Origin of the sequence: Kocuria sp. CH-021 (genome assembly GCF_049716185.1) — a bacterium.
Lineage (GTDB): Bacteria > Actinomycetota > Actinomycetes > Actinomycetales > Micrococcaceae > Kocuria > Kocuria cellulosilytica.
The window spans coordinates 1-20482 of record NZ_JBNAFK010000034.1 but is presented as its reverse complement, the minus strand read 5'-3'; the positions used below and the strand labels follow the sequence as shown (position 1 = coordinate 20482).

Below are 20482 nucleotides of genomic sequence, written 5' to 3'. Positions count from 1 at the left end.
GGGGGGCGCCGCCCGCCCCCCCGCGCCGCCGCGCGCCGCGCCCCGCGCGGGGGCGGCGGCGGGGCCCCGGCCCCCCCCCCCCCCCCCCCCCCCCCCCCCCCCCCCCCCCGGGCGCCGGCCGCGCTCACTTCTCGTCGCGGCGGCGGCGCAGGTAGCGCTCGAACTCCTTGGCGATCGCGTCCCCGGTGGCCTCGGGCAGGTCCGTGGTGTCCTTGGCCTCCTCGAGCTGCTGGACGTAGGCGGCGATCTCGGGGTCGTCGGAGGCCAGCTCGTTGACCCCCCGCTCCCACGCCTCGGCGTCCTCGGCGATCTCGTCCAGCGGCAGCGTGATGCTGAGCAGCTCCTCCAGCTCCCGCAGCAGGGCCAGCTCCGCCTTCGGGGAGGGGGACTGGGCGACGTAGTGGGGCACCGCCGCCCACAGGCTGACCGTGGGGAACCCGCCCAGGGACGCCATGTGGGAGAGCAGACCCACGATCCCGGTGGGCCCCTCGTACTGGGAGGAGTCGATGCCCAGCTCCTCCTGCAGCTCCGCGGTGTCGGAGGTCTTGGTCACCGGGATGGGCCGGGTGTGCGGCACGTCGGCGAGCAGCGCACCGACCATCAGCACGAAGTCGACGTCCAGCAGGGTCGCCTGCTCCAGCAGCTCGGCCGTGAAGGAGCGCCACCGGTAGGAGGGCTCCCAGCCGTGCAGCAGCACGAGGTCGAGATTGGTGCCGGGCACGGTGGCGGTCGAGAGCCGGGTCGTGGGCCAGACGATCTTCACCTCGCCGGTCGCGGCGCGGCGCACGATCGGACGGGAGAACTGGTAGTCGTAGTAGTCGTCCGACGTGACCTCGAAGACATCCTTCGCCCCGTAGTGGGTCGCCAGGAACTGCACCGCGTCCGTGGCGGCGTCCCCGGCGTCGTTCCACCCCTCGAACGCCGCCACCAGCACGGTCACGCGCTCCTGGTCACCGTCCTCCCGGACCACGCCGAACGGGCCGGCCTGGGGACGGGGGAACGTCTCGTCGAAGTCGTTGCTCACGCCACCCACACTACGCGCAGGGACATCGACGGCAAGAGCACCCGGCAGGCGGGGGCCCGTGTTGCGGACACTACGATGGAGGCCATGCCCCGCCACCTGTCCCCGTCCCCCGACGACCTCCTGCCCACCGCCGTGCTGTTCGACATGGACGGGACGCTCGTGGACACCGAGCCGTACTGGATCGAGGCCGAGATCGAGCTGGTCCGCTCCCACGGGGGCCGCTGGACCGAGGCCGACGCCCTGGCCATGGTCGGCACCGGGCTCGAGGACGCCGCCGCCGTGTTCCAGCGCCAAGGGGTGCGCCTGGGCGTGCGCGAGATCGTCGACCGGCTCATCGCCCGGGTCGCGGCCCGCACCCGGGAACGGGTCGTGTACAAGGAGGGGGCGCAGGACCTGGTCGCCGCCCTGCGCGAGCGCGGGGTGCCCCTGGCCCTGGTCACCAGCAGCGAGACCCCCCTCGCGGAGGTCGTCCTCGACGCCTTCGGCGGCCCGGGCGTCTTCGACGTCGTCGTCACCGGCGACCTCGGCCACCCGGCCAAACCGGCCCCCGACCCGTACCGGATCGGCGCCGCCGGGCTCTGCGAGCGCGCCCGCCGCCCCACGGCGACCGCCGGCATGGTCGCCGTCGAGGACTCCCGCACCGGCATCCGCTCGGCCGTCGCCGCGGGGATCTTCACCGTGGGAGTGCCCAACATGGTCCCGCTCGACGACGCCGGCGCCGACCTCGTGCTGCCCAGCCTCGCCGGCGTGGGCCCCGAGGACCTCGGACGGCTCGTGGCCGGGACCCGCGCGTGAACCGCACCCGCGCCGAGGGAGTCCCCCTCGGCAGGATCGGCGGAGTGCCCGTGACCCTGTCCTGGTCCTGGTTCGTGATCGCCGCGGTCACCGTGCTCCTCTACACCCCCGTGCTCATGGAGGCGTACCCCCGGCTGGGGGCGCTCAACTACGCCGCCGCCCTCGGCTTCGCCCTGACCCTGGCCCTGTCCGTGCTCCTGCACGAACTCGCCCACGCCTGGACCGGCCGCGCGTTCGGCTGGCCCACCGGCCGGATCGTGCTGAGCCTGCTGGGCGGGCACACCCACTTCGGGGACGTGCGCAGCACCCCGCTGGCCTCCGCCGTGGTCTCCCTGGCCGGACCGGCCGTCAACCTCGCCCTGGGCCTGGCGGGCTGGACCGTGCTGCGCACCGGGGAGCCCGCCCCCACGCTCGGCTGGGTGCTGCTCGACCTCACCACCTGGGCCAATCTCATCGTGGGCGTCTTCAACGTGCTGCCCGGCCTGCCCCTGGACGGCGGACGCGTGGTCGAGGTCCTCGTCTGGGCGGCCACGGGCCGGGAGCAGCACGGCACGGTGGTGGCGGCCTGGACGGGCCGGCTGCTCGCCGTGGGGATCGTCGCCGCCACCGCGCTCACCGGCCTGTGGCGCCAGCCCGTCGCGCTCGTGCTCGTGGTGCTCGTCGCCGGCTTCATGTGGCAGGGCGCCGGCGCCTCCCTGCGTGCCGCGGCCGTCCTGTCCCGCATGCACGGCGTCAGCGCCGCGGCGCTCGCCGAACCCGCCGTGGCGGTCCCCGCGGAGGCCACGCTCACCCACACCGACCGGGTGGTCACCGAGCACCTCGCGCACGCCGCGGTCCCGGGCGGACCCGTCCCGCACGTGCTGGCGGTCTCCCCGGACCGGCAGGTGGTGGGTCTGCTCGTGCCCGCCGCCGCGGACGCGGTGCCCGCGGACCGGCGTGCCGGGACGCCGCTGACGTCCGTCCTGCAGCACCTGCCGGCCGACGCGGTGCTCGACGCCGGGCTGCGCGAGGAGTCGCTGCTGCGGGCGGTCGCCGCCCGGGAGTACCCGCACTACGTGGTCACGGGACCCGGCGGCGCGCTCGTGGGGGTGCTGCGCAGCGCGGCCCTCGAACGCCTGCTGGCCGGCTGAGCCCCGGCGCCCGGCCCCGGCACCCCGCGCCGCGGTGACACAATGGGGGAGGACCCCGGGCCGGCGGCGCACCCGCCGGCTCCCGCACGACCGACCAGACCCCGCCCCGAGAGTGAGCCGATGACCGGAACCGCTGACCAGACCGCCGCCCCTTCGCCCGCGTCCCCGCGGGGCGCCGCCAACCGGCGCGGACCCTTCCGGGCCGGGGAGCGCGTGCAGCTGACCGACGAGCGCGGGCGGATGAACACAGTCACGCTCGCGGAGGACGGCGCGTTCCACTCCCACCGCGGGGTGCTCGGCCACGGCGAGCTCATCGGCCGCCCGGAGGGCACCGTGGTCGAGAACTCCGCCGGGTTCCGCTACCAGGCCCTGCGCCCGCTCCTCAAGGACTTCGTGCTGTCCATGCCCCGCGGCGCCGCGGTGGTCTACCCCAAGGACGCCGGCCAGATCGTCACGATGGCCGACATCTTCCCGGGCGCCCGCGTGGTCGAGGCCGGCGTCGGCTCCGGCGCCCTGTCCATCTCCCTGCTGCGCGCGGTGGGCGACGAGGGCAGCCTGCACTCCTTCGAGCGGCGGGCGGAGTTCGCCGACATCGCCCGCGGCAACGTGGAGACCATGTTCGGCGGCCCCCACCCCGCGTGGCGGATCAGCATCGGGGACCTCGCCGAGGAGCTCGGCGAGCACGAGGAGCCCGGCTCCGTGGACCGCGTGGTCCTCGACATGCTCGCCCCCTGGGAGTGCCTCGACGCCGTGGCCACCGCCCTCGCCCCGGGCGGCGTGGTCATGTGCTACGTCGCGACCGTCACCCAGCTCTCCCGCACGGCCGAGGCGATGCGGGCCGACGGCCGCTACACCGAGCCGGACGCCTCCGAGACCATGGTCCGCGGCTGGCACGTCGAGGGCCTCGCCGTGCGCCCCGACCACCGCATGGTCGCCCACACCGGGTTCCTGCTCTCCGCCCGCCGGCTCGCCGACGGCTCCGAGCGGCTGGCCCCCAAGCGGCGGGCCTCCAAGTCCGAGTACAGCGAGGACGACCTGCAGGCCTGGACCCCCGTGGCCCTCGGCGAGCGGGACGTCACCGACAAGAAGCTGCGCCGCGCCGGCCGCGAGGCCCTCGGTCTCGCCGAGCGCGCCGCCCGCGGGAGCGCACCCGCCGGCGCCACCGCCCCGGCCACGACACCGGCGGCCGCGCCGGACGCCGCGCCCGAGCCCGCCCAGGCACCGGCGGCCGGGCCGGCTCCCGGCACCGAGCAGCCCCACGAGGAGCGCCCGTGAACGAGTCGTCCCCGCAGCAGACCACCGGAGCGGCCGGCACCGGCCCGGCCGACGCCGAGCAGACCCGCCGGGCCCTCGTCAACGCCCAGCGGCAGGTCAACATCCTCCGCGACCAGAAGCGCGCCCTCGACAAGCAGCTCGCCGCCGCCGGGACCCAGAACCAGAAGCTCGTCCGGCTCCTCGACGCGACCCGCACGGAGATCGCCCAGCTCAAGCGCGCCCTCGAGAACGACCTCGTCCCGCCCCTGAGCCAGGGCACCGTCCTGCAGGTCAACCCCGGGCGCGCGCCCGTGGGCGAGCCGACGGGCACCGGGCCCGCGGTCACCGACCGCACCCTCGACGTCCTCGTCGCCGGCCGCCGCATGCGCGTGGCGCTCAGCCCGCTCGTGAGCTTCGCCGCCTGCGAGCCCGGACGCCAGGTCCTCCTCGACCAGAACTACACCGTCGGCGCGGTCCTCGACTACGAGCAGACCGGCGAGATCGCGACCGTCAAGGAGATCGTCGACCACGACCGCGTCCTCACCGTCGGGCGCTCCGACGAGGAGCGCGTCCTGCTGCTCTCCGGGCTGCTGCGCCGCAGCCGCCCGGAGATCGGCGACGCCGTGTCCATCGACCACCGCACCGGCTTCGCGCTCGAGCCCATCGAGCGCACCGACGTCGAACAGCTGGTCCTCGAGGAGGTCCCCGCCGTCTCCTACGACGACATCGGGGGCCTCGGGCCCCAGATCGAGCAGATCCGCGACGCCGTCGAGCTGCCCTTCGTCCACCCCGAGCTCTACCGCGAGCACGGGCTGACCCCGCCCAAGGGCATCCTCCTCTACGGGCCCCCCGGCAACGGCAAGACCCTCATCGCCAAGGCCGTCGCCCGCTCCCTCGCCGAGCGCGCCGCCGACCGCGCCGGGCGCGGCAAGGCCCTGGGCTACTTCCTGAACATCAAGGGCCCCGAGCTGCTGGACAAGTACGTGGGGGAGACCGAGCGGCAGATCCGCTCCATCTTCCTGCGCGCCCGCGAGCAGGCGGCCCGCGGCATCCCCGTGGTCGTGTTCTTCGACGAGATGGACTCCCTGTTCCGCACCCGCGGCTCCGGGCTGTCCTCGGACGTGGAGACCACCATCGTCCCGCAGCTGCTCACCGAGATCGACGGCGTGGAGCGCCTCGACAACGTCATCGTCATCGGCGCCACCAACCGCGAGGACATGATTGACCCCGCCGTGCTGCGCCCGGGCCGGCTCGACGTCAAGATCCGCATCGACCGCCCGGACGCGACGGGTGCCGCCGAGATCCTCCGGCTCTACGTCACCGAGGACCTGCCCCTGCGCCAGGACGAGGTCGACGCCGCCGGCTCCCGCACCGGGGCCGTCGCCGCGCTCGTCGACGCCGCCGTCGCCCGGATGTACGAGAAGAGCCCGGGCACGCAGTTCCTGCACCTGAGCTACCGGGACGGCACCGAGGAGACCCTCTACTTCAGCGACTTCACCTCCGGGGCGGTCATCCGCAACGTGGTGGACCGGGCCAAGAAGCAGGCCATCAAGGACCTGCTCACCACCGGGGTCCGCGGCCTGGGCCGCGAGCACCTGGTGCGCGCCGTGGACGAGGAGTTCCACGAGCAGCAGGACCTGCCCAACACCTCCAACCCGGAGGACTGGGCCCGGATCTCCGGGCGCCGCGGCGACACCATCACCGACCTGCGCGTGGTCCTGCACCGCGACCCGCACCCCGCCGGACCCGCCGACCGGCACACTGCCGCCCCCGTCGGTCCCGTCCCGGGGGAGGGACCCGCATGAGCGTCCGCCGCGTCATGGGCGCCGAGACCGAGTTCGGCGTGCTCGCCACCGGCAACCCGCAGGCCAACGCCACCGTGCTCTCCACCCAGGTGGTCACCACCTACGCGGCCCTGGTGCGGCGCCGCCTCGGCGCCTCCCGCACCACCGCCGGCTGGGACTACCACGGCGAGACCCCCCTCGAGGACGCCCGCGGCTTCACCGTCCCCCGCGAGCAGGCCGACCCCTCCCAGCTCACCGACGCCGCCCCGGTGCTCACCGCCGAGGAGGTCGCCGCCGAGTCCCTCCGCGAGAGCGGGCCCCACGCCGAGACCCTGGACTGGCGCCAGGTCGTGATGAACACCGTCCTGCCCAACGGCGCCCGCCTCTACGTGGACCACTCCCACCCCGAGTACTCCTCCCCGGAGGTCACCACCCCCCGCGACGCCGTCCTGTGGGACGCCGCCGGGGACCGCGTCGCCCTCGACGCGGTCCGGGCGATCGCCGCCAGCGCCCCGGGCACCGGCCTCGACGTCGTGAACCTCTACAAGAACAACACCGACAACAAGTCCGTCTCCTACGGCGCCCACGAGAACTACCTCGTGCCCCGCTCCGTGCCCTTCGACGCCCTCGCCGCGGGCCTGCTGCCCTTCTTCGCCTCCCGCCAGGTGGTGTGCGGCGCCGGACGGGTGGGCCTCGGCGACCGCGGCCGGCGCCCCGGCTTCCAGATCAGCCAGCGCGCCGACTTCTTCGAGCGGGAGGTCGGCCTCGAGACCACCGTCCACCGGCCCATCGTCAACACCCGCGACGAGCCGCACGCCGAGCGCGCCCGCCACCGGCGCCTGCACGTCATCATCGGCGACGCCAACCTCTCGCACACCTCGAACCTGCTCAAGTTCGGGACCACCTCCCTGGTCCTCGGCCTGATCGAGGCCGGCGCCGCCCCGGACGCCGCGCTCGTCGACCCCGTGGCCGCCCTGCAGGCGATCAGCCACGACCCGGGGCTGACCACCGCCGTCCCGCTCCGGGACGGCCGGGAGCTCACGGGCGTCCAGCTGCAGCGGCTCTACCTCGAGGCCGCCCGGGCGCACGAACGGGCCACCGGGGGCCCGGACCCGGACACCCGCGAGGTCCTCGAGCTGTGGGAGGAGGTCCTCGACGCCCTCGAGACCGACCCCCTGTCCCTGGCGGACCGCCTGGACTGGGTCGCCAAGCACGCCCTGCTGCTGGGCTACCGCGAGCGCGACGGCCTCGCCTGGGACGATCCCCGCCTGACGCTGATCGACCTGCAGTACGCGGACGTGCGCCCGGAGAAGGGGCTCCACCACCGGCTGGTCGCGGCCGGACGGATGCGCACCCTCTTCGGCGAGGAGGAGCTCCGGCGCGCGGTGGAGCTGCCGCCCGCCGACACCCGGGCGTGGCTGCGCGGCCGGCTGGTCACCCGGTTCCCCGACGACGTCCTCACGGCCAACTGGGACTCGGTCTCGCTGACCCTGCCCGGCGTCCGCCGGGGCGCGCGGATCACGATGCCCGAGCCGCTCGAGCTGACCCGCGAGGACGTCGGCCCCCTGCTGTCCGCGGCGCCGGACGCCGAGCACCTCGTCCGCGCCCTCGCCGCCGCCCGTCCCGCCCTCGTGCACACCGGCTCCCTCGGCTGAGCACCCTCACCACCGACCCCAGGAGGAACCCCGTCATGGCCCAGGAACGCATCTTCGGCACCGGCGCCCAGCGCCGCGAGGAGACCGAGCTCCCCGAGCCCGGCGCCCCCGCCCCCAGCACCCCCGCCGCCCAGGCGCAGACCGGCACCGCCGGCACCGACGACCTGCTCGCCGAGATCGACGGCGTGCTCGAGTCCAACGCCGAGGAGTTCGTGAAGGGCTTCGTCCAGAAGGGCGGCCAGTAGCCCCCATGGACCGCAGGATCTACGGGGTCGAGACCGAGTTCGGCATCACCCACAGCGCCCCGGGCGCCCGTCCGCTCAGCCCGGAGGAGGCCGCGCGCACGCTCTTCCGGCCCGTGGTGGCCTGGGGCCGGTCCTCGAACGTGTTCCTGCCCAACGGCGGACGCCTCTACCTGGACGTCGGCTCGCACCCCGAGTACGCCACGGCGGAGTGCGCCACGCTCGAGGACCTCGTGGCCCAGGACAAGGCCGGCGAGCTGATCGTCGACGACCTCCGGCGGCAGGCCCAGGACGAGCTGGCGGAGCAGGGGACGGCCGGGCAGCTGTACCTGTTCAAGAACAACGTCGACTCGCGCGGCAACTCGTACGGCTCGCACGAGAACTACCTGATCGCCCGGCGCACCGAGTTCGCCCGGCTCGTGCAGATCCTCATCCCGTTCCTCGTCACCCGGCAGCTGCTCGTCGGCGCCGGCAAGGTGCACCCCGCGGGGCCCGAGGACTTCGGCGCCGTGCAGGTCGGGGACGCGGCCGGGGCGCCCAGCTACTCCTTCTCGCAGCGCGCCGACCACATCTGGGAGGGCTCGTCCTCGGCCACCACGCGCTCCCGGCCCCTCATCAACACCCGTGATGAGCCGCACGCCGACGCCGAGCACTACCGCCGGCTGCACGTCATCGTGGGGGACTCGACGATGTCCCAGACCACCACCGCGCTGCGGATCGGGACGACCGACCTCGTGCTGCGGATGATCGAGGCCGGGCAGATCCTGCCCGACCGCACCATGGAGGACCCGGTGCGGTCCCTGCGGGAGGTCTCCCACGACCTCACCGGCACCCGCCCGGTGCCGCTGGCCGACGGCACCCGCCGCTCCGCCCTGGACCTGCAGCGCGAGCACCTGGAGGCCGTGCACCGGTTCGTGGACCGCGAGGGCGCCCACCACGACCGGGTGCCGTGGGTGCTGGACCTGTGGGAGCGGACCCTGGACGCCGTGGACCGCCAGGACGCCTCCGCCGTGGACACCGAGATCGACTGGGCGATCAAGAAGAAGCTCCTCGACGGCTACGCCGCCCGCGACGGCCTGGACCTCTCGGCGCCCCGGATGGCGCAGCTGGACCTGGCCTACCACGACACCGCCCCGGAGCGGGGACTGTTCAACCTCCTGCAGCGGCGGGGACGCGCGGCGACCTTCGTCCCCGAGGAGCGGGTCCGGGAGGCGGCCCGGACCCCGCCCGCCACCCGGGCCGCCGTGCGCGGCCGGTTCATCGACGCGGTCGTCGCGTCCGGGCACAACTACACCGTCGACTGGGTGCACCTGAAGGTCAACGACCGCACCCAGCGCACGGTGCTGTGCAAGGACCCGTTCGCCGTGGACAACGCCGAGGCCGACGCCCTGGTGGCCGGCCTCGCCGCGCCCGGCACCTCGGGGGACGCCCACGGGGACGCCCCCGTGGTCTGAACCGCGGCGGAGCCCCCGAGGCCTCCGTCCAGTCAACGTCCAGCGCCCTGCACTAGGCTGGTCGCCGTCCCGCCCCGTGCCGTCCGTTCCGCGTGCCACCCACCCGGCCCGACCCCTTGAGGAAGCAACCCGTGCGAAAGACCCTGACCACCTCCGGTGCCGCCCTGACCCTGGCGCTCGTCCTCGCGGGCTGCTCCGGGCCCGGCGTCGACTCCGTGGAGCTCAGCAACGAACCGGACCCGGGCACGGCCCCGTCGGTCACCTTCGAGACCCCCCTCAACGCCGAGGAGGCCGGCGCGAAGGAGCTGCGCGAGGGCGAGGGGGAGGAGATCGCCGAGGGCGACACCATCCTGCTGCAGGCGGCGCTGTTCAAGGGCTCCGACGGCACCTCGATCGGCGAGACCTACTCCCGCGGCGCCGGCCAGGTGCTCCAGCTCGAGCAGGAGCTCAAGGACCAGATCCCGGAGATGTACGACGCGCTGGTGGGCGCCAAGGAGGGCGCGATCATCGCGTACTCCTCCCCGGAGACCGCCGGGGCCGCCGGCGACGAGTCGACCTCCGTGGAGGTCTACGAGGTCGTCCGGAAGATCCCCACCGAGATCGAGGGCGAGATGCAGGACAGCCCCCGCGGCCTGCCGGAGATCACCGAGAACGACGAGGGCGTGCCGTCCGTGGCGAAGCCCGAGGGCAAGGCCCCGAAGAAGCTCGTCTCCGAGTACCTCATCGAGGGCGACGGCGAGGAGGTCGCCGAGGGCGACACCGTCATCGCGCACTACGTGGGCGTGAAGTGGTCCGACGGCGAGACCTTCGACTCCTCCTACGAGAACGGCGCCCCCGCGTCCTTCCCGCTCGCCAACGTCATCGAGGGCTGGCAGGAGGGCCTGAAGGGCAAGAAGGAGGGCTCCCGCGTGGTCCTGTCCGTGCCCGTCGGCCAGGCCTACGGCACGGAGAAGGACCTGGGCGAGGACTCGGACTACCCGGCCGGCAGCCTGCTCTTCGTCGTCGACATCCTCGCGGCCGTGGACACCCCCGAGGCACCGGCCGAGGAGGAGCCCTCCGCCTCGCCGTCGCCCTCCGCGACCGGGGAGTAGCCCCCGGTCGGATAGGGTGGCCCGGTGGGGCGCGAGCCCCCAGGGGCCTCGTGCCCCGCCGTTCCCGACGACCGACCGTCGACGACCCGACGAACAGGAGCACCCATGTCCTTCGGAGAGCGCAAGCTCGACCGCAGCAAGCCCGAGATCGACTTCCCCGAGGGGGAGGCGCCGACCGAGCTCGTCATCACGGACCTCGTGGAGGGCACCGGCGCGGAGGCCACCCCCGGCAAGCAGATCTCCTGCCACTACGTGGGCGTGACGTTCTCCGCCGGCGAGGAGTTCGACGCCTCGTGGAACCGCGGCCAGCCCCTCGACTTCACCGTGGGCATCGGCCAGGTCATCGAGGGCTGGGACAAGGGCCTGCTCGGGATGAAGGTCGGCGGCCGCCGCCGCCTGGAGATCCCCTCGGACCAGGCCTACGGCTCCCGGGGAGCCGGCGGGGTCATCGGACCCAACGAGGCGCTGATCTTCGTGGTGGACCTCCTGGACGTGCGCTGAGGACCCAGCCGATGGCAGCCCGATCGACGGAGCGGCTTCTCAACCTGCTCATCGCCCTGGTCTCCCGCGACCGCGGGTACACCCGCGCCGAGCTCCGGGAGGCCGTTCCGTCGTACGCTGAGTCCGCGTCCGACGAGGCGTTCGAGCGCATGTTCGAGCGCGACAAGGCGGAGCTGCGCGATCTGGGCTACCCCATCGAGGAGGTCTCCGAGGACCCCCTGTTCCCCGACGACACGCACGGCCACCGCTACCGGATCCCGCGCGGGTCCTTCACCCTCCCGCCCCTGCAGTTCACGGCCGAGGAGTCCGCGGTGCTGGCCCTGGCGGCCAACGCCTGGACGGACGCCTCCCTCGGCGAGCTCGCCCACCGCGCCCTGCGCAAGCTCGAGCCCGCCATCGGGGGACTGCCGGAGGACGACGCCCCGCCGCTGCTGCAGCCCACCCTCACCGCCCACGAGCCGTCCTTCGAGCCGCTGCTCTCGGCCGTGGTGCGCCACCGCGAGGTGCGCTTCGACTACCTGGCCCGCAGCACCGACCAGCTCACCACCCGGCGGCTGAGGCCGTGGGGGATCGGCTCCCGCTACGGCAACTGGTACGTGGTCGGCTGGGACCTGGACCGCAAGGACTCGCGCACGTTCCGGCTCTCGCGGATCATGTCCGACGTCACGGTCACCCGCAAGGAGTTCGACCCGCCCGAGCACTTCTCCATGAACGAGGCGCTCTCCCACATGGTCTCCCACGCCCCCGCGCGCACCGTGGAGGTGCTCGCCCGGCCCGGGCACGCGCACATGCTGCGCCGCATGGCCTCCCGGCAGGAGGCGGGCGTCGGCGCCGGGGACGGCGTCGAGCACTGGGACCGGCTGCACATCCCCTTCGCCGAGACCGAGATCCTCGCCGAGGAGATCGCCGCGGCCGGCCCCGGCGTCGTGGTGCCCCGGGACGGGGACGGCACCGCGCCCACGATGCAGGCGGAGGTGCGCGCCGCCGTGGTGCGCCGGCTGCGCAGCGCGGAGACGGCCGTGGCCCGGTTCCGCGGGGTGCCGGTCGACTGGAGCCTCAAGTCCCGCAAGGGCACGCGCAACAAGCTCTCCACCGCGGACCACCTCTCGCGGCTGCTCGAGATCGTCCGCTGGGTCTACGCCCACCAGGGCGCGGAGCTCGAGGAGACCGCCCGCCGGTTCGGGATCACCGACCAGGAGCTCATCGCCGACCTCAACACCCTGTTCGTGTGCGGCAAGCCCGGGCACATGCCGGACCAGCTGATCGACGCGTCGTGGGACGACGGCCACGTCTACCTCTCCAACGCGGACGAGCTCTCCGACCCCGTGCGCCTCACCCAGCCCGAGGCCTCCGCGCTGCTCGTGGGCCTGCAGACGCTGCGCACCGTGCCCGGCGGGGACTCCGAGGCGGTGGCCTCCACGATCGCGAAGGTCGCCGGGGCGGCGGGGGACGCCGGGGTGCTCGCCAACGCGGTGGGCGCCCGGCCCATCACGGACACCCCCGCGCCCGCCCTCGACGACGTCATGGCAGCGGTCCGCCGCGCCGTGGAGCAGCGCCGCCGGATCCGGATCCGCTACGTGGTCCCGTCCCGCGACGAGCTCACGGAGCGGGTCGTCGACCCGGTCCAGGTGTTCTCCTCCAACACCCACTGGTACGTGCGCGCCTGGTGCCTGGACGCCGAGGGGATGCGCAACTTCCGGCTGGACCGGATCTCCGCCGTCGAGGACGCCGGGCCGGCGGGGGAGCGCCCGGCCGCCCAGGAGGCCGCCGCCGCGGCCCCGCCCGCCCCCGGCACCCCGGACACCGTGGAGGTCGTGCTCGTCACCGACCGGCGCAGCCGGTGGATCGCCGACCAGTACCACGCCTCCCGCACGGCCGTGGTCCGCCTCCCCGGCGGGGCCCGCACCGGACCGGCCGCCGACCACGAGGCCGCGCTCATCGGGTTCCAGACGGTCGAGGCCGTGTGCGCGCTCGTCACCCGCTACGGCGGCCAGCTCTCCGTGGCCGGGCCCGACGACGTCGTGGCGCAGGTGGAACTCTGGGTGAACTCTGCGCTCCGGGCCTACGGGACGTCCGAGCCGGCCTGAGCCGCCCGCCTATACTGGAGGACATGCTCTGGTGGTCCTGGGTCCTGCTGTGGACGGTCCTCGTCCTGCTCGGCGCGGCATTCCTCGGACTGATGCTGTGGCGGCTGGTCCGGACCTTCCTCGTCCTGCTCCGGGACACCGAGACGGTGGCCGGGGAGTTCGCCCAGCGCTGGGACGACGCCGCCGCCGGCGTGCAGCGTCCCGTGCGGGCCGCACCGGACCCGGCCCTGTTCACACCGGTGGGGCAAGCCGTGGCCGACTACCGGGTCGGCCGTGACCAACGAGAAACCGCCCGTCTGAGACGCCGCATCGAGCGCAAGGACCGCATGGGCCAGCCGCAGCGGATCAGCGACATCCGCCGGGCTGAACGGAAAGGAATGTTCAATGGGTAGGCTCTTCGACAGCCCCTTCATGATCCTGATCATCCTGCTGGTGATCCTGCTGCTGTTCGGCGCGCCCAAGCTCCCGGGCATGGCCCGCAGCCTCGGCCAGTCGCTGCGCATCTTCAAGTCCGAGGTCAAGGAGATGAAGAAGGACGACCAGCCGGGCGGCCCCGACGTGGTCATCGACGGCAAGCCCGTGGAGTCCGGCCAGGACGTGACCCCCGACCGTGCTCCCGGCACCCCCGGGACGGACGCCCCGCGGGACCCGGAGCAGCGCCCCGGCCGCCCCCCGGCCTGACCCGCCCCTCCGTCCCTCCTCCGGCTCCCCGCTCCGTGCCGGTGCGCGCCGCCCCCGCGGTCCGTCCCCGGCCGGGAACGGACCGCCCGACCGGCCCCGGCGCACCGTGCGCCCCGACGTCCCGAAGGTCCCCATGTCCTCGCAGTCCCCCCGCGGACCCCAGAAGCGCCGGTCGGCGCGCAAGGCCAATCCGCAGGCGCAGATGGCCCTGGCCGAGCACCTGCGGGAGCTGCGCAACCGGCTGATCAAGTCCGCGGTGGCCACCGTCCTGGGCATGGTCGGCGGGTTCTTCCTGTACATCCCGTTCATGGGCTACATCACCGAGCCCCTGCAGCGGCTGGCCTCCGCGGAGGGCAGCGAAGCCTCCATCAACTACTCGGCCGTGGGCTCCTCCTTCAACATCATGGTGGAGGTCTCCCTGGTGCTCGGCCTGGTCCTGGCCAGCCCCGTGTGGCTCTACCAGCTGTGGGCGTTCGTCACACCGGCCCTGCACCGGACCGAGCGCCGCTACGCGGTCGGCTTCCTGGCCGCGGCCGTCCCGCTCTTCCTGGGCGGGGTCGCGGTCGCCGTGCTCACCCTGCCGACGGCCGTCTACGCCCTGACCGCGTTCACCCCGGCGGGCGGGACCAACTTCATCTCCGCGGACGTGTACCTGCGGTTCTTCCTGCAGTTGATCCTCACCTTCGGCGTGGCCTTCGTGCTGCCGGTGTTCCTCGTGGGTCTGAACATGCTGGGGGTGCTCTCCGGGCGCACGGTGCTCAAGAGCTGGCGGATCGTCGTGGTCCTCGTGATGGTCGTCTCCGCGATGGCCGCCCCGGGACCGGACCCGATGACGATGTTCTACCTCGCGGTGCCGCTGCTCACGCTCTTCTTCGTGGCGGTCGGGCTGTGCCTGCTCCTGGACCGCCGGCGGGCCCGGAAGGAGGCCCGGCTGGCGGCGGGCACGGGTGCCGCGGCCGACGTCGCGACCCCCGCCGACGAGCTCGGACGCCTCGGCCGCGACGCCGGGGACGGGTCCCGCGCCTGATCCGCTCGGCCCGTCGCGAACGGGCCGCCGGCGGGCCCGCCCGGGCCGGGACCGCGCAGTAGGGTGGACGCATGTCCTCCTACGCCGACCGATACCTGGCCGCCAAGCAGCGGGCCGCCCACGCGAGGACCGAGCTCGCCGCGTTCCAGCACCGGCTCGAGTTCGAGATGGACGACTTCCAGGCGACCGCCTGCGGGGCCCTCGAGGAGGGCCGGGGGGTGCTCGTCGCCGCCCCGACCGGCGCCGGCAAGACCGTGGTGGGGGAGTTCGCCGTCCACCTGGCCCTGTCCCGCGGGCAGAAGGCCTTCTACACGACCCCCATCAAGGCGCTCAGCAACCAGAAGTTCCACGAGTTCTCCCGCGCCTTCGGCGCCGAGCGGGTCGGGCTGCTCACCGGGGACACCTCCGTGAACTCCGAGGCGGACGTCGTGGTGATGACCACCGAGGTCCTGCGGAACATGCTCTACGCGGACTCGCCGACCCTGCTGAACCTGGGCTTCGTGATCATGGACGAGGTGCACTACCTCGCCGACCGCTTCCGGGGCGCCGTCTGGGAGGAGGTCATCATCCACCTGCCGGACAGCGTCCAGCTGGTCTCCCTGTCCGCGACCGTCTCCAACGCCGAGGAGTTCGGGGCGTGGCTGGACACCGTGCGCGGGGACACGGACGTGGTCGTCTCCGAGCACCGTCCCGTCCCGCTGTGGCAGCACGTCCAGGTGGGCGGACGGCTGCTCGACCTGTTCGTGGACGACACCACGGTCGAGGAGGCTGCCGAGCGGCTCGGGGGCCCGGGCCGCGACGAGCCCGAGGTCAACCCCGAGCTGCTCCAGCTCGCCCGCGCCGAGCACCCGCGCGGCGGCCGCCGGGGCGGTCGCGGCCCCGGCGGCCGGTCCCGCGACCGGTTCTCCCGCCGCAACGGCGGCGAGGGGTTCCGGCCGAACCCCGAGACGCGCCGGGTGTCCCGCCCGCAGCTCGTCCGCCGGCTCGACGCCGAGGGGCTGCTGCCCGTCATCACCTTCATCTTCTCCCGCGCCGGCTGCGACGCCGCCGTGCAGCAGTGCGTCACCGCGGACATCCGGCTGACCACCGAGAAGGAGCAGCAGACCATCCGCGCCCGGGTGGCCGAGACAGCGGCCTCGCTCGAGGCCGCGGACCTCAACGTCCTCGGCTTCTACGAGTGGCGCGACGGCCTGCTGCGCGGGGTGGCCGCCCACCACGCGGGGATGCTGCCCGCGTTCAAGGAGCTCGTGGAGCAGCTCTTCGCCGACGGGCTCGTCAAGGCGGTCTTCGCCACGGAGACCCTGGCGCTGGGGATCAACATGCCCGCCCGCTCCGTGGTGCTCGAGAAGCTCGACAAGTTCAACGGCGAGGCCCGGGTGGACATCACACCGGGGGAGTACACCCAGCTCACCGGCCGCGCCGGGCGCCGGGGGATCGACGTCGAGGGCCACGCGGTGGTGCTGTGGCAGCCCGGGATGGACCCGCACGCCGTCGCCGGTCTCGCCTCCAAGCGCACCTACCCGCTGAACTCGAGCTTCCGGCCCACCTACAACATGTCCGTGAACCTGGTGGCCCAGTTCGGCGCCTTCCGCTCCCGCAAGATCCTCGAGTCCTCCTTCGCGCAGTTCCAGGCCGACCGCTCCGTGGTGGGCCTGGCCCGCCGGGTCCGCTCCCAGGAGGAGTCCCTCAGGGGCTACGAGGAGGCCATGACCTGCCACCTCGGGGACTTCTCCGAGTACGCCGCCCTGCGCCGGGAGCTCAAGGACCTCGAACGGGCCGAGGAGAAGGCCGGCTCCCGGCGGCGCCGCTCGGACGCCGTCGCCTCGCTGCACGATCTGCTGCCCGGGGACGTCGTGGAGATCCCCCGCGGGCGCAACGCCGGCTACGCCGTGATCCTGTCCACCGACCCCAACCGGGACGACCCCCGCCCCTCGATCCTCACCCTGGACCACCAGCTGCGCCGGGTGGGGGCGCAGGACCTGGACGGCCCCCTCGAGCCGGTGTCCCGGATCCGGATCCCCAAGCACTTCAGCGGCAGGACCCCCAAGGAGCGGCGCGACCTCGCCTCGTCCGTGCGCAACGCCCTGCACGAGCACCGGCCCCCGCGGGGCGGCGGCCGGGGGCACACCATCCAGTTCGACCGCGGCACCAGCGCGGCCGAGCGGCGCATCACGGAGGTCCGCAAGGCGCTGCGCGGCCACCCCTGCCACGGCTGCTCGGACCGCGAGAGCCACGCCCGCTGGGCCGAGCGCTGGTGGACCCTGCGCCGGGACACCGACGGGCTGCTGCGGCAGATCGAGAGCCGCACCAACACGATCGCCAAGACCTTCGACCGCGTCTCCCAGGTGCTGGACTCCTTCGGCTACCTCGAGACCCTCCCGGACGGGGAGGTCCGCCCCACGCACGCCGGTGAGCAGCTGCGGCGGATCTACGGCGACCGGGACCTGCTGCTGGCCCTGAGCCTGCGCGAAGGATTCCTCGAGGACCTCGACCCCGCCGCCACCGCGGGCCTCGTGACCCTGCTCGTCTACCAGGCCAAGCGCGAGGAGCAGGGGATCCAGCCCGTCCTGCCGTCCGCCGCCATGGACCGCGCCGCGCAGACCGTGGTGCGCAACTGGTCCCGGCTCACCGACCGCGAGCAGGAGCACCACCTGCCGGCCACCGCGGAGCCCGAGTTCGGGCTCGTGGAACCGATGTACCTCTGGGCCCGCGGCGCGACCCTGAGCACGGCGCTGTCCGGCACGGAGCTCGCCGCGGGCGACTTCGTGCGCTGGGCCAAGCAGGTGATCGACATGCTCGACCAGCTCGCGGGCATCGACCTCCTCGACGCCGGCACGCGAGCCCAGTGCCAGCGCGCGATCGCGCTGGTGCGCCGCGGCGTCGTGGCGCACTCCGCGTTCGAGGACTGAGCGGCACCGCCCCGCCCCCCCCTTCCGCCCGTACCGCCGCCCCGAACAGGAGACCCGTGAGCACCACCGCCCCCGCCCGTCCCGTCCTCTACCGCAACGGCTCCGTCTACAGCCCGGCCGACCCGTTCGCCACGGCCCTGCTGGTCGACGGCGCCCGCGTCGCCTGGGTGGGCTCCGAGGAGGCCGCGCGGTCCCTGCAGGACTCCTCCATGGACGTGGTCGACCTCGACGGACGGCTGCTGGCCCCGGGCTTCGTGGACTCCCACGTGCACGTGACGGAGACCGCGCTGGCGCTGTCCACCCTCGACCTCACGGCCGCCGGTTCCCTGCACGAGGTGCTTGAGGCCGTGGCCGGTGCCGCGCGCACGGGCGCCGGCCCGGTCCTGGGCTCCGGGTGGGACGAGTCCGTGTGGCCGGAGCGGCGGGCGCCGACGGCCGAGGAGCTCGACCGGGCCGCCGGGGGGCGCGAGGTCTACCTGACGCGGATCGACGTCCACTCGGGGGTGGTGTCCTCGTCCCTGGCCCGGCGGCTGGGCCTCGCCGGCGTCGAGGGATGGCTCGGCGACGGCCGGGTCGAGAACCGGGCCCACGACCGCGTGCGCGCCGCGGCCCTGGGCTTCGACGCCGGGCGCCGCGCCGAGCTGCACCGGCTGGCGCTGCGGCACGCCGCGTCCCAGGGCTACGTGGCCCTGGTGGAGGCCAACGCCGAGCAGGTCGCCCCGTTCGAGGACCTCGTCCGGCTGACGGCCCTCGCCAACCACGGGGTCGGCGCCGAGGGCCCGACACCCCGGGTGGTGCCCTACCGGGGCGAGCTCGCGGCCACGGCCGAGGAGGCCAGGGCGGTGGCGGAGCGCTTCGACGTCGCCCTGGCGGACCTGCTGGGACGGGCCGTGCAGCCGCGGGAGTCGCTCGTGGGCCTCGCCGGGGACCTGTGCGTCGACGGCGCCCTGGGCTCCCGCACGGCGGCCCTGCGCGCTCCCTACGCCGACGCCCCGGACGACCGGGGGGACCGCTACCTCGACGCCGAGACCGTGGCCGCCCACCTCGCCGCGACCACGGAGGCCGGCCTGCAGGGCGGGTTCCACGTCATCGGGGACGCCGGGATGGACATCGTCCTCGACGGGCTCGACCGCGCCGAGGAGCTCGTGGGGGAGCGCGCGCTGCGCAGCGCGGGCCACCGCCTCGAGCACGCCGAGATGATCGACCCCGAGGGCATCGAGCGGCTCGCCCGCCACGCGGTGACCGTCTCCGTGCAGCCCGGCTTCGACGCCGCGTGGGGCGGGCCGGGCGGGCTCTACGAGCAGCGCCTCGGCGCCGAACGGGCGGCCGCGATGAACCCGATGGCCTCGTTCTACCGCGCCGGGGTGCCCGTGGCCCTCGGCAGCGACGCCCCCGTGGTGCCGCTGTCCCCGTGGGAGACCGTCCGGGCCTGCCTCCAGCACCACGACCCGGAGCAGCGGATCTCCGCGCGGGCCGCGTTCCTCGCCTCCACCCGGGGCGCCTGGCGGGCCGCCCGGCACCCCGACCCCATGCAGGGCCAGCTCGCGCCGGGCACCCCGGCCACGTTCGCCGTCTGGGACGTCGAGGCCCTCATGGTGCAGCAGGCCGAGGGGACCGGCTCCTCCTGGAGCACCGATCCGCGCGCCCGCACCCCGCTGCTGCCCGCGCTGGACGGCACGTCCCTGCCCGTGTGCCGCCAGACCGTGCTCGACGGCGTGGAGCTCTACCGCTCCGCCGGCTTCTGAGCCCCTCGGCGCCCGCCGGGACGCGGCCGGGGCGTGTTGGTCGCGGGCACGGGGCAGGATAGGCTGGGCAACTGCTGCCGGGTGGGCTCGCTCGTCCTTAGAAAACAGGCCGGCATCCCCTCAGGGCCGGACTGGTCCGAAGGCGAGGGAGCCTGCCCTGTGGTGTCGCAGGTGAGCCCTCGAAAGGAACGACCCGGTGCGCGTACTGACCGTCATCCCCACCTACAACGAACACGAGTCGCTGCCGACCGTGATGGACCGGCTCCGCCAGGCCGTCCCGGACGGGCACGTGCTGGTGGTGGACGACAACAGCCCGGACGGGACCGGCCGCCTGGCCGACGAGATGGCGGCCGCGGACGAGAACATCCACGTCCTGCACCGCACCAGCAAGGAAGGCCTCGGGGCCGCGTACATCGCCGGCTTCCGCTGGGGCCTCGCCCGGGACTACGACGTCCTGGTCGAGATGGACGCCGACTGCTCCCACCAGCCCGAGCAGCTCCCGCTGCTGCTGGACGCCGTGGAGCGCGGTGCGGACCTCGCCATCGGCTCCCGCTACGTGCCCGGCGGGCGCACCGTGAACTGGCCCCTGCAGCGACAGCTGCTCTCCCGCGGCGGCAACCTCTACGCCCGCACCCTCCTGGGCTCCCGGATCCACGACATCACCGCCGGCTACCGGGCCTTCCGCCGCGGGACCCTCGAGCGGATCGGCCTCGAGACCGTGGACTCCAAGGGCTACTGCTTCCAGATCGACCTCGGCTGGCGCACCGAGCGGGCCGGGCTGAACGTCGTCGAGGTGCCCATCACGTTCGTGGAGCGCGCCGAGGGGGAGTCCAAGATGAGCCCGGACGTGACCCGGGAGGCCGTCGTGCGCGTCGCCCAGTGGGGTCTGACCGCCCGCGCGAAGACCCTCGCGGGCAAGCTCACCCGGCGCTGATCTCCCGGCCGGTGCACCGCCGGGAACGTGGGGGGGGGCCCCCCCCCCCCCGGGGGGCCCCCCCCCCGCCCCCCCCCCCCGCCGCGACGGGCGGGGGGGGCCCCGCCCCGAGATGAGTGGGGACGGCCAACGCGAAAGCAGGGGCGGCAGTTGCGCCCGGCCCCCGACC

Annotated in this window: 17 protein-coding genes; 16 read left to right on the top strand and 1 reads right to left on the bottom strand. The window is 74.3% G+C overall.

All coding sequences use genetic code 11. From position 1 onward, the window contains the following. Positions 1-124 precede the first annotated feature (124 nt). Entirely contained in the window at positions 125-1033 is a 909-nt protein-coding gene (locus ACPYN7_RS17530) for a PAC2 family protein (protein ID WP_424348503.1), read from the bottom strand. A gap of 75 nt (positions 1034-1108) precedes the next feature. Here ACPYN7_RS17530 and ACPYN7_RS17525 point away from each other — a divergent pair, with 75 nt between their 5' ends. The 16 genes from ACPYN7_RS17525 to ACPYN7_RS17450 all read left to right on the top strand — a co-directional run bounded on the left by ACPYN7_RS17525 (position 1109) and on the right by ACPYN7_RS17450 (position 20313). After that, a complete protein-coding gene (locus ACPYN7_RS17525; RefSeq protein WP_424348502.1) occupies positions 1109-1819 on the top strand; it encodes an HAD family hydrolase in 711 nt (236 codons plus the stop codon). Continuing rightward, entirely contained in the window at positions 1816-2949 is a 1134-nt protein-coding gene (locus ACPYN7_RS17520; RefSeq protein ID WP_424348501.1) for a site-2 protease family protein, read from the top strand. The genes ACPYN7_RS17525 and ACPYN7_RS17520 overlap by 4 nt, the downstream gene beginning before the upstream one ends. Before the next feature lie 120 nt (positions 2950-3069). Beyond that, positions 3070-4224: a tRNA (adenine-N1)-methyltransferase gene (locus ACPYN7_RS17515; RefSeq protein ID WP_424348500.1), complete on the top strand. Its 1155-nt coding sequence runs from the start codon at positions 3070-3072 to the stop codon at positions 4222-4224. Continuing rightward, positions 4221-6008, top strand: a complete 1788-nt coding sequence (gene arc, locus ACPYN7_RS17510) for a proteasome ATPase (protein WP_424348499.1) — start codon at positions 4221-4223, stop codon at positions 6006-6008. The genes ACPYN7_RS17515 and arc overlap by 4 nt, the downstream gene beginning before the upstream one ends. Beyond that, complete coding sequence (dop, locus tag ACPYN7_RS17505) at positions 6005-7642, top strand: depupylase/deamidase Dop (RefSeq protein WP_424348498.1); 1638 nt, start codon at positions 6005-6007, stop codon at positions 7640-7642. Before arc ends, dop begins: the two co-directional genes overlap by 4 nt. A gap of 35 nt (positions 7643-7677) precedes the next feature. Beyond that, positions 7678-7887: a ubiquitin-like protein Pup gene (locus tag ACPYN7_RS17500; RefSeq protein ID WP_058874926.1), complete on the top strand. Its 210-nt coding sequence runs from the start codon at positions 7678-7680 to the stop codon at positions 7885-7887. Positions 7888-7892: 5 nt separating this feature from the next. Beyond that, positions 7893-9338, top strand: a complete 1446-nt coding sequence (gene pafA, locus ACPYN7_RS17495) for a Pup--protein ligase (RefSeq protein WP_424348497.1) — start codon at positions 7893-7895, stop codon at positions 9336-9338. Positions 9339-9469: 131 nt separating this feature from the next. Then, entirely contained in the window at positions 9470-10429 is a 960-nt protein-coding gene (locus tag ACPYN7_RS17490) for an FKBP-type peptidyl-prolyl cis-trans isomerase (protein WP_424348496.1), read from the top strand. A 105-nt stretch (positions 10430-10534) separates the two neighbouring features. After that, on the top strand, positions 10535-10930 hold the full coding sequence (locus tag ACPYN7_RS17485; protein ID WP_424348495.1) for an FKBP-type peptidyl-prolyl cis-trans isomerase: 396 nt from the start codon (positions 10535-10537) through the stop codon (positions 10928-10930). Between the two features lie 11 nt (positions 10931-10941). Beyond that, positions 10942-13017 carry a WYL domain-containing protein gene (locus tag ACPYN7_RS17480; protein WP_368825344.1) on the top strand — a complete coding sequence of 692 codons (2076 nt, stop codon included), beginning with the start codon at positions 10942-10944 and terminating at the stop codon, positions 13015-13017. Positions 13018-13040: 23 nt separating this feature from the next. Beyond that, positions 13041-13409 carry a hypothetical protein gene (locus tag ACPYN7_RS17475; protein ID WP_058874921.1) on the top strand — a complete coding sequence of 123 codons (369 nt, stop codon included), beginning with the start codon at positions 13041-13043 and terminating at the stop codon, positions 13407-13409. Beyond that, a complete protein-coding gene (gene tatA, locus ACPYN7_RS17470) occupies positions 13402-13698 on the top strand; it encodes a Sec-independent protein translocase subunit TatA (protein ID WP_424348494.1) in 297 nt (98 codons plus the stop codon). The genes ACPYN7_RS17475 and tatA overlap by 8 nt, the downstream gene beginning before the upstream one ends. 133 nt (positions 13699-13831) lie before the next feature. Continuing rightward, positions 13832-14725, top strand: coding sequence for a twin-arginine translocase subunit TatC (gene tatC / locus ACPYN7_RS17465; RefSeq protein WP_368825341.1), 894 nt, complete (start codon positions 13832-13834; stop codon positions 14723-14725). A gap of 71 nt (positions 14726-14796) precedes the next feature. Further along, entirely contained in the window at positions 14797-17634 is a 2838-nt protein-coding gene (locus ACPYN7_RS17460) for a DEAD/DEAH box helicase (RefSeq protein ID WP_058874918.1), read from the top strand. Positions 17635-17690: 56 nt separating this feature from the next. Beyond that, complete coding sequence (locus tag ACPYN7_RS17455) at positions 17691-19379, top strand: amidohydrolase (protein WP_424348493.1); 1689 nt, start codon at positions 17691-17693, stop codon at positions 19377-19379. A 196-nt stretch (positions 19380-19575) separates the two neighbouring features. Next, positions 19576-20313, top strand: coding sequence for a polyprenol monophosphomannose synthase (locus ACPYN7_RS17450; protein WP_424348492.1), 738 nt, complete (start codon positions 19576-19578; stop codon positions 20311-20313). Positions 20314-20482: the final 169 nt, after the last annotated feature.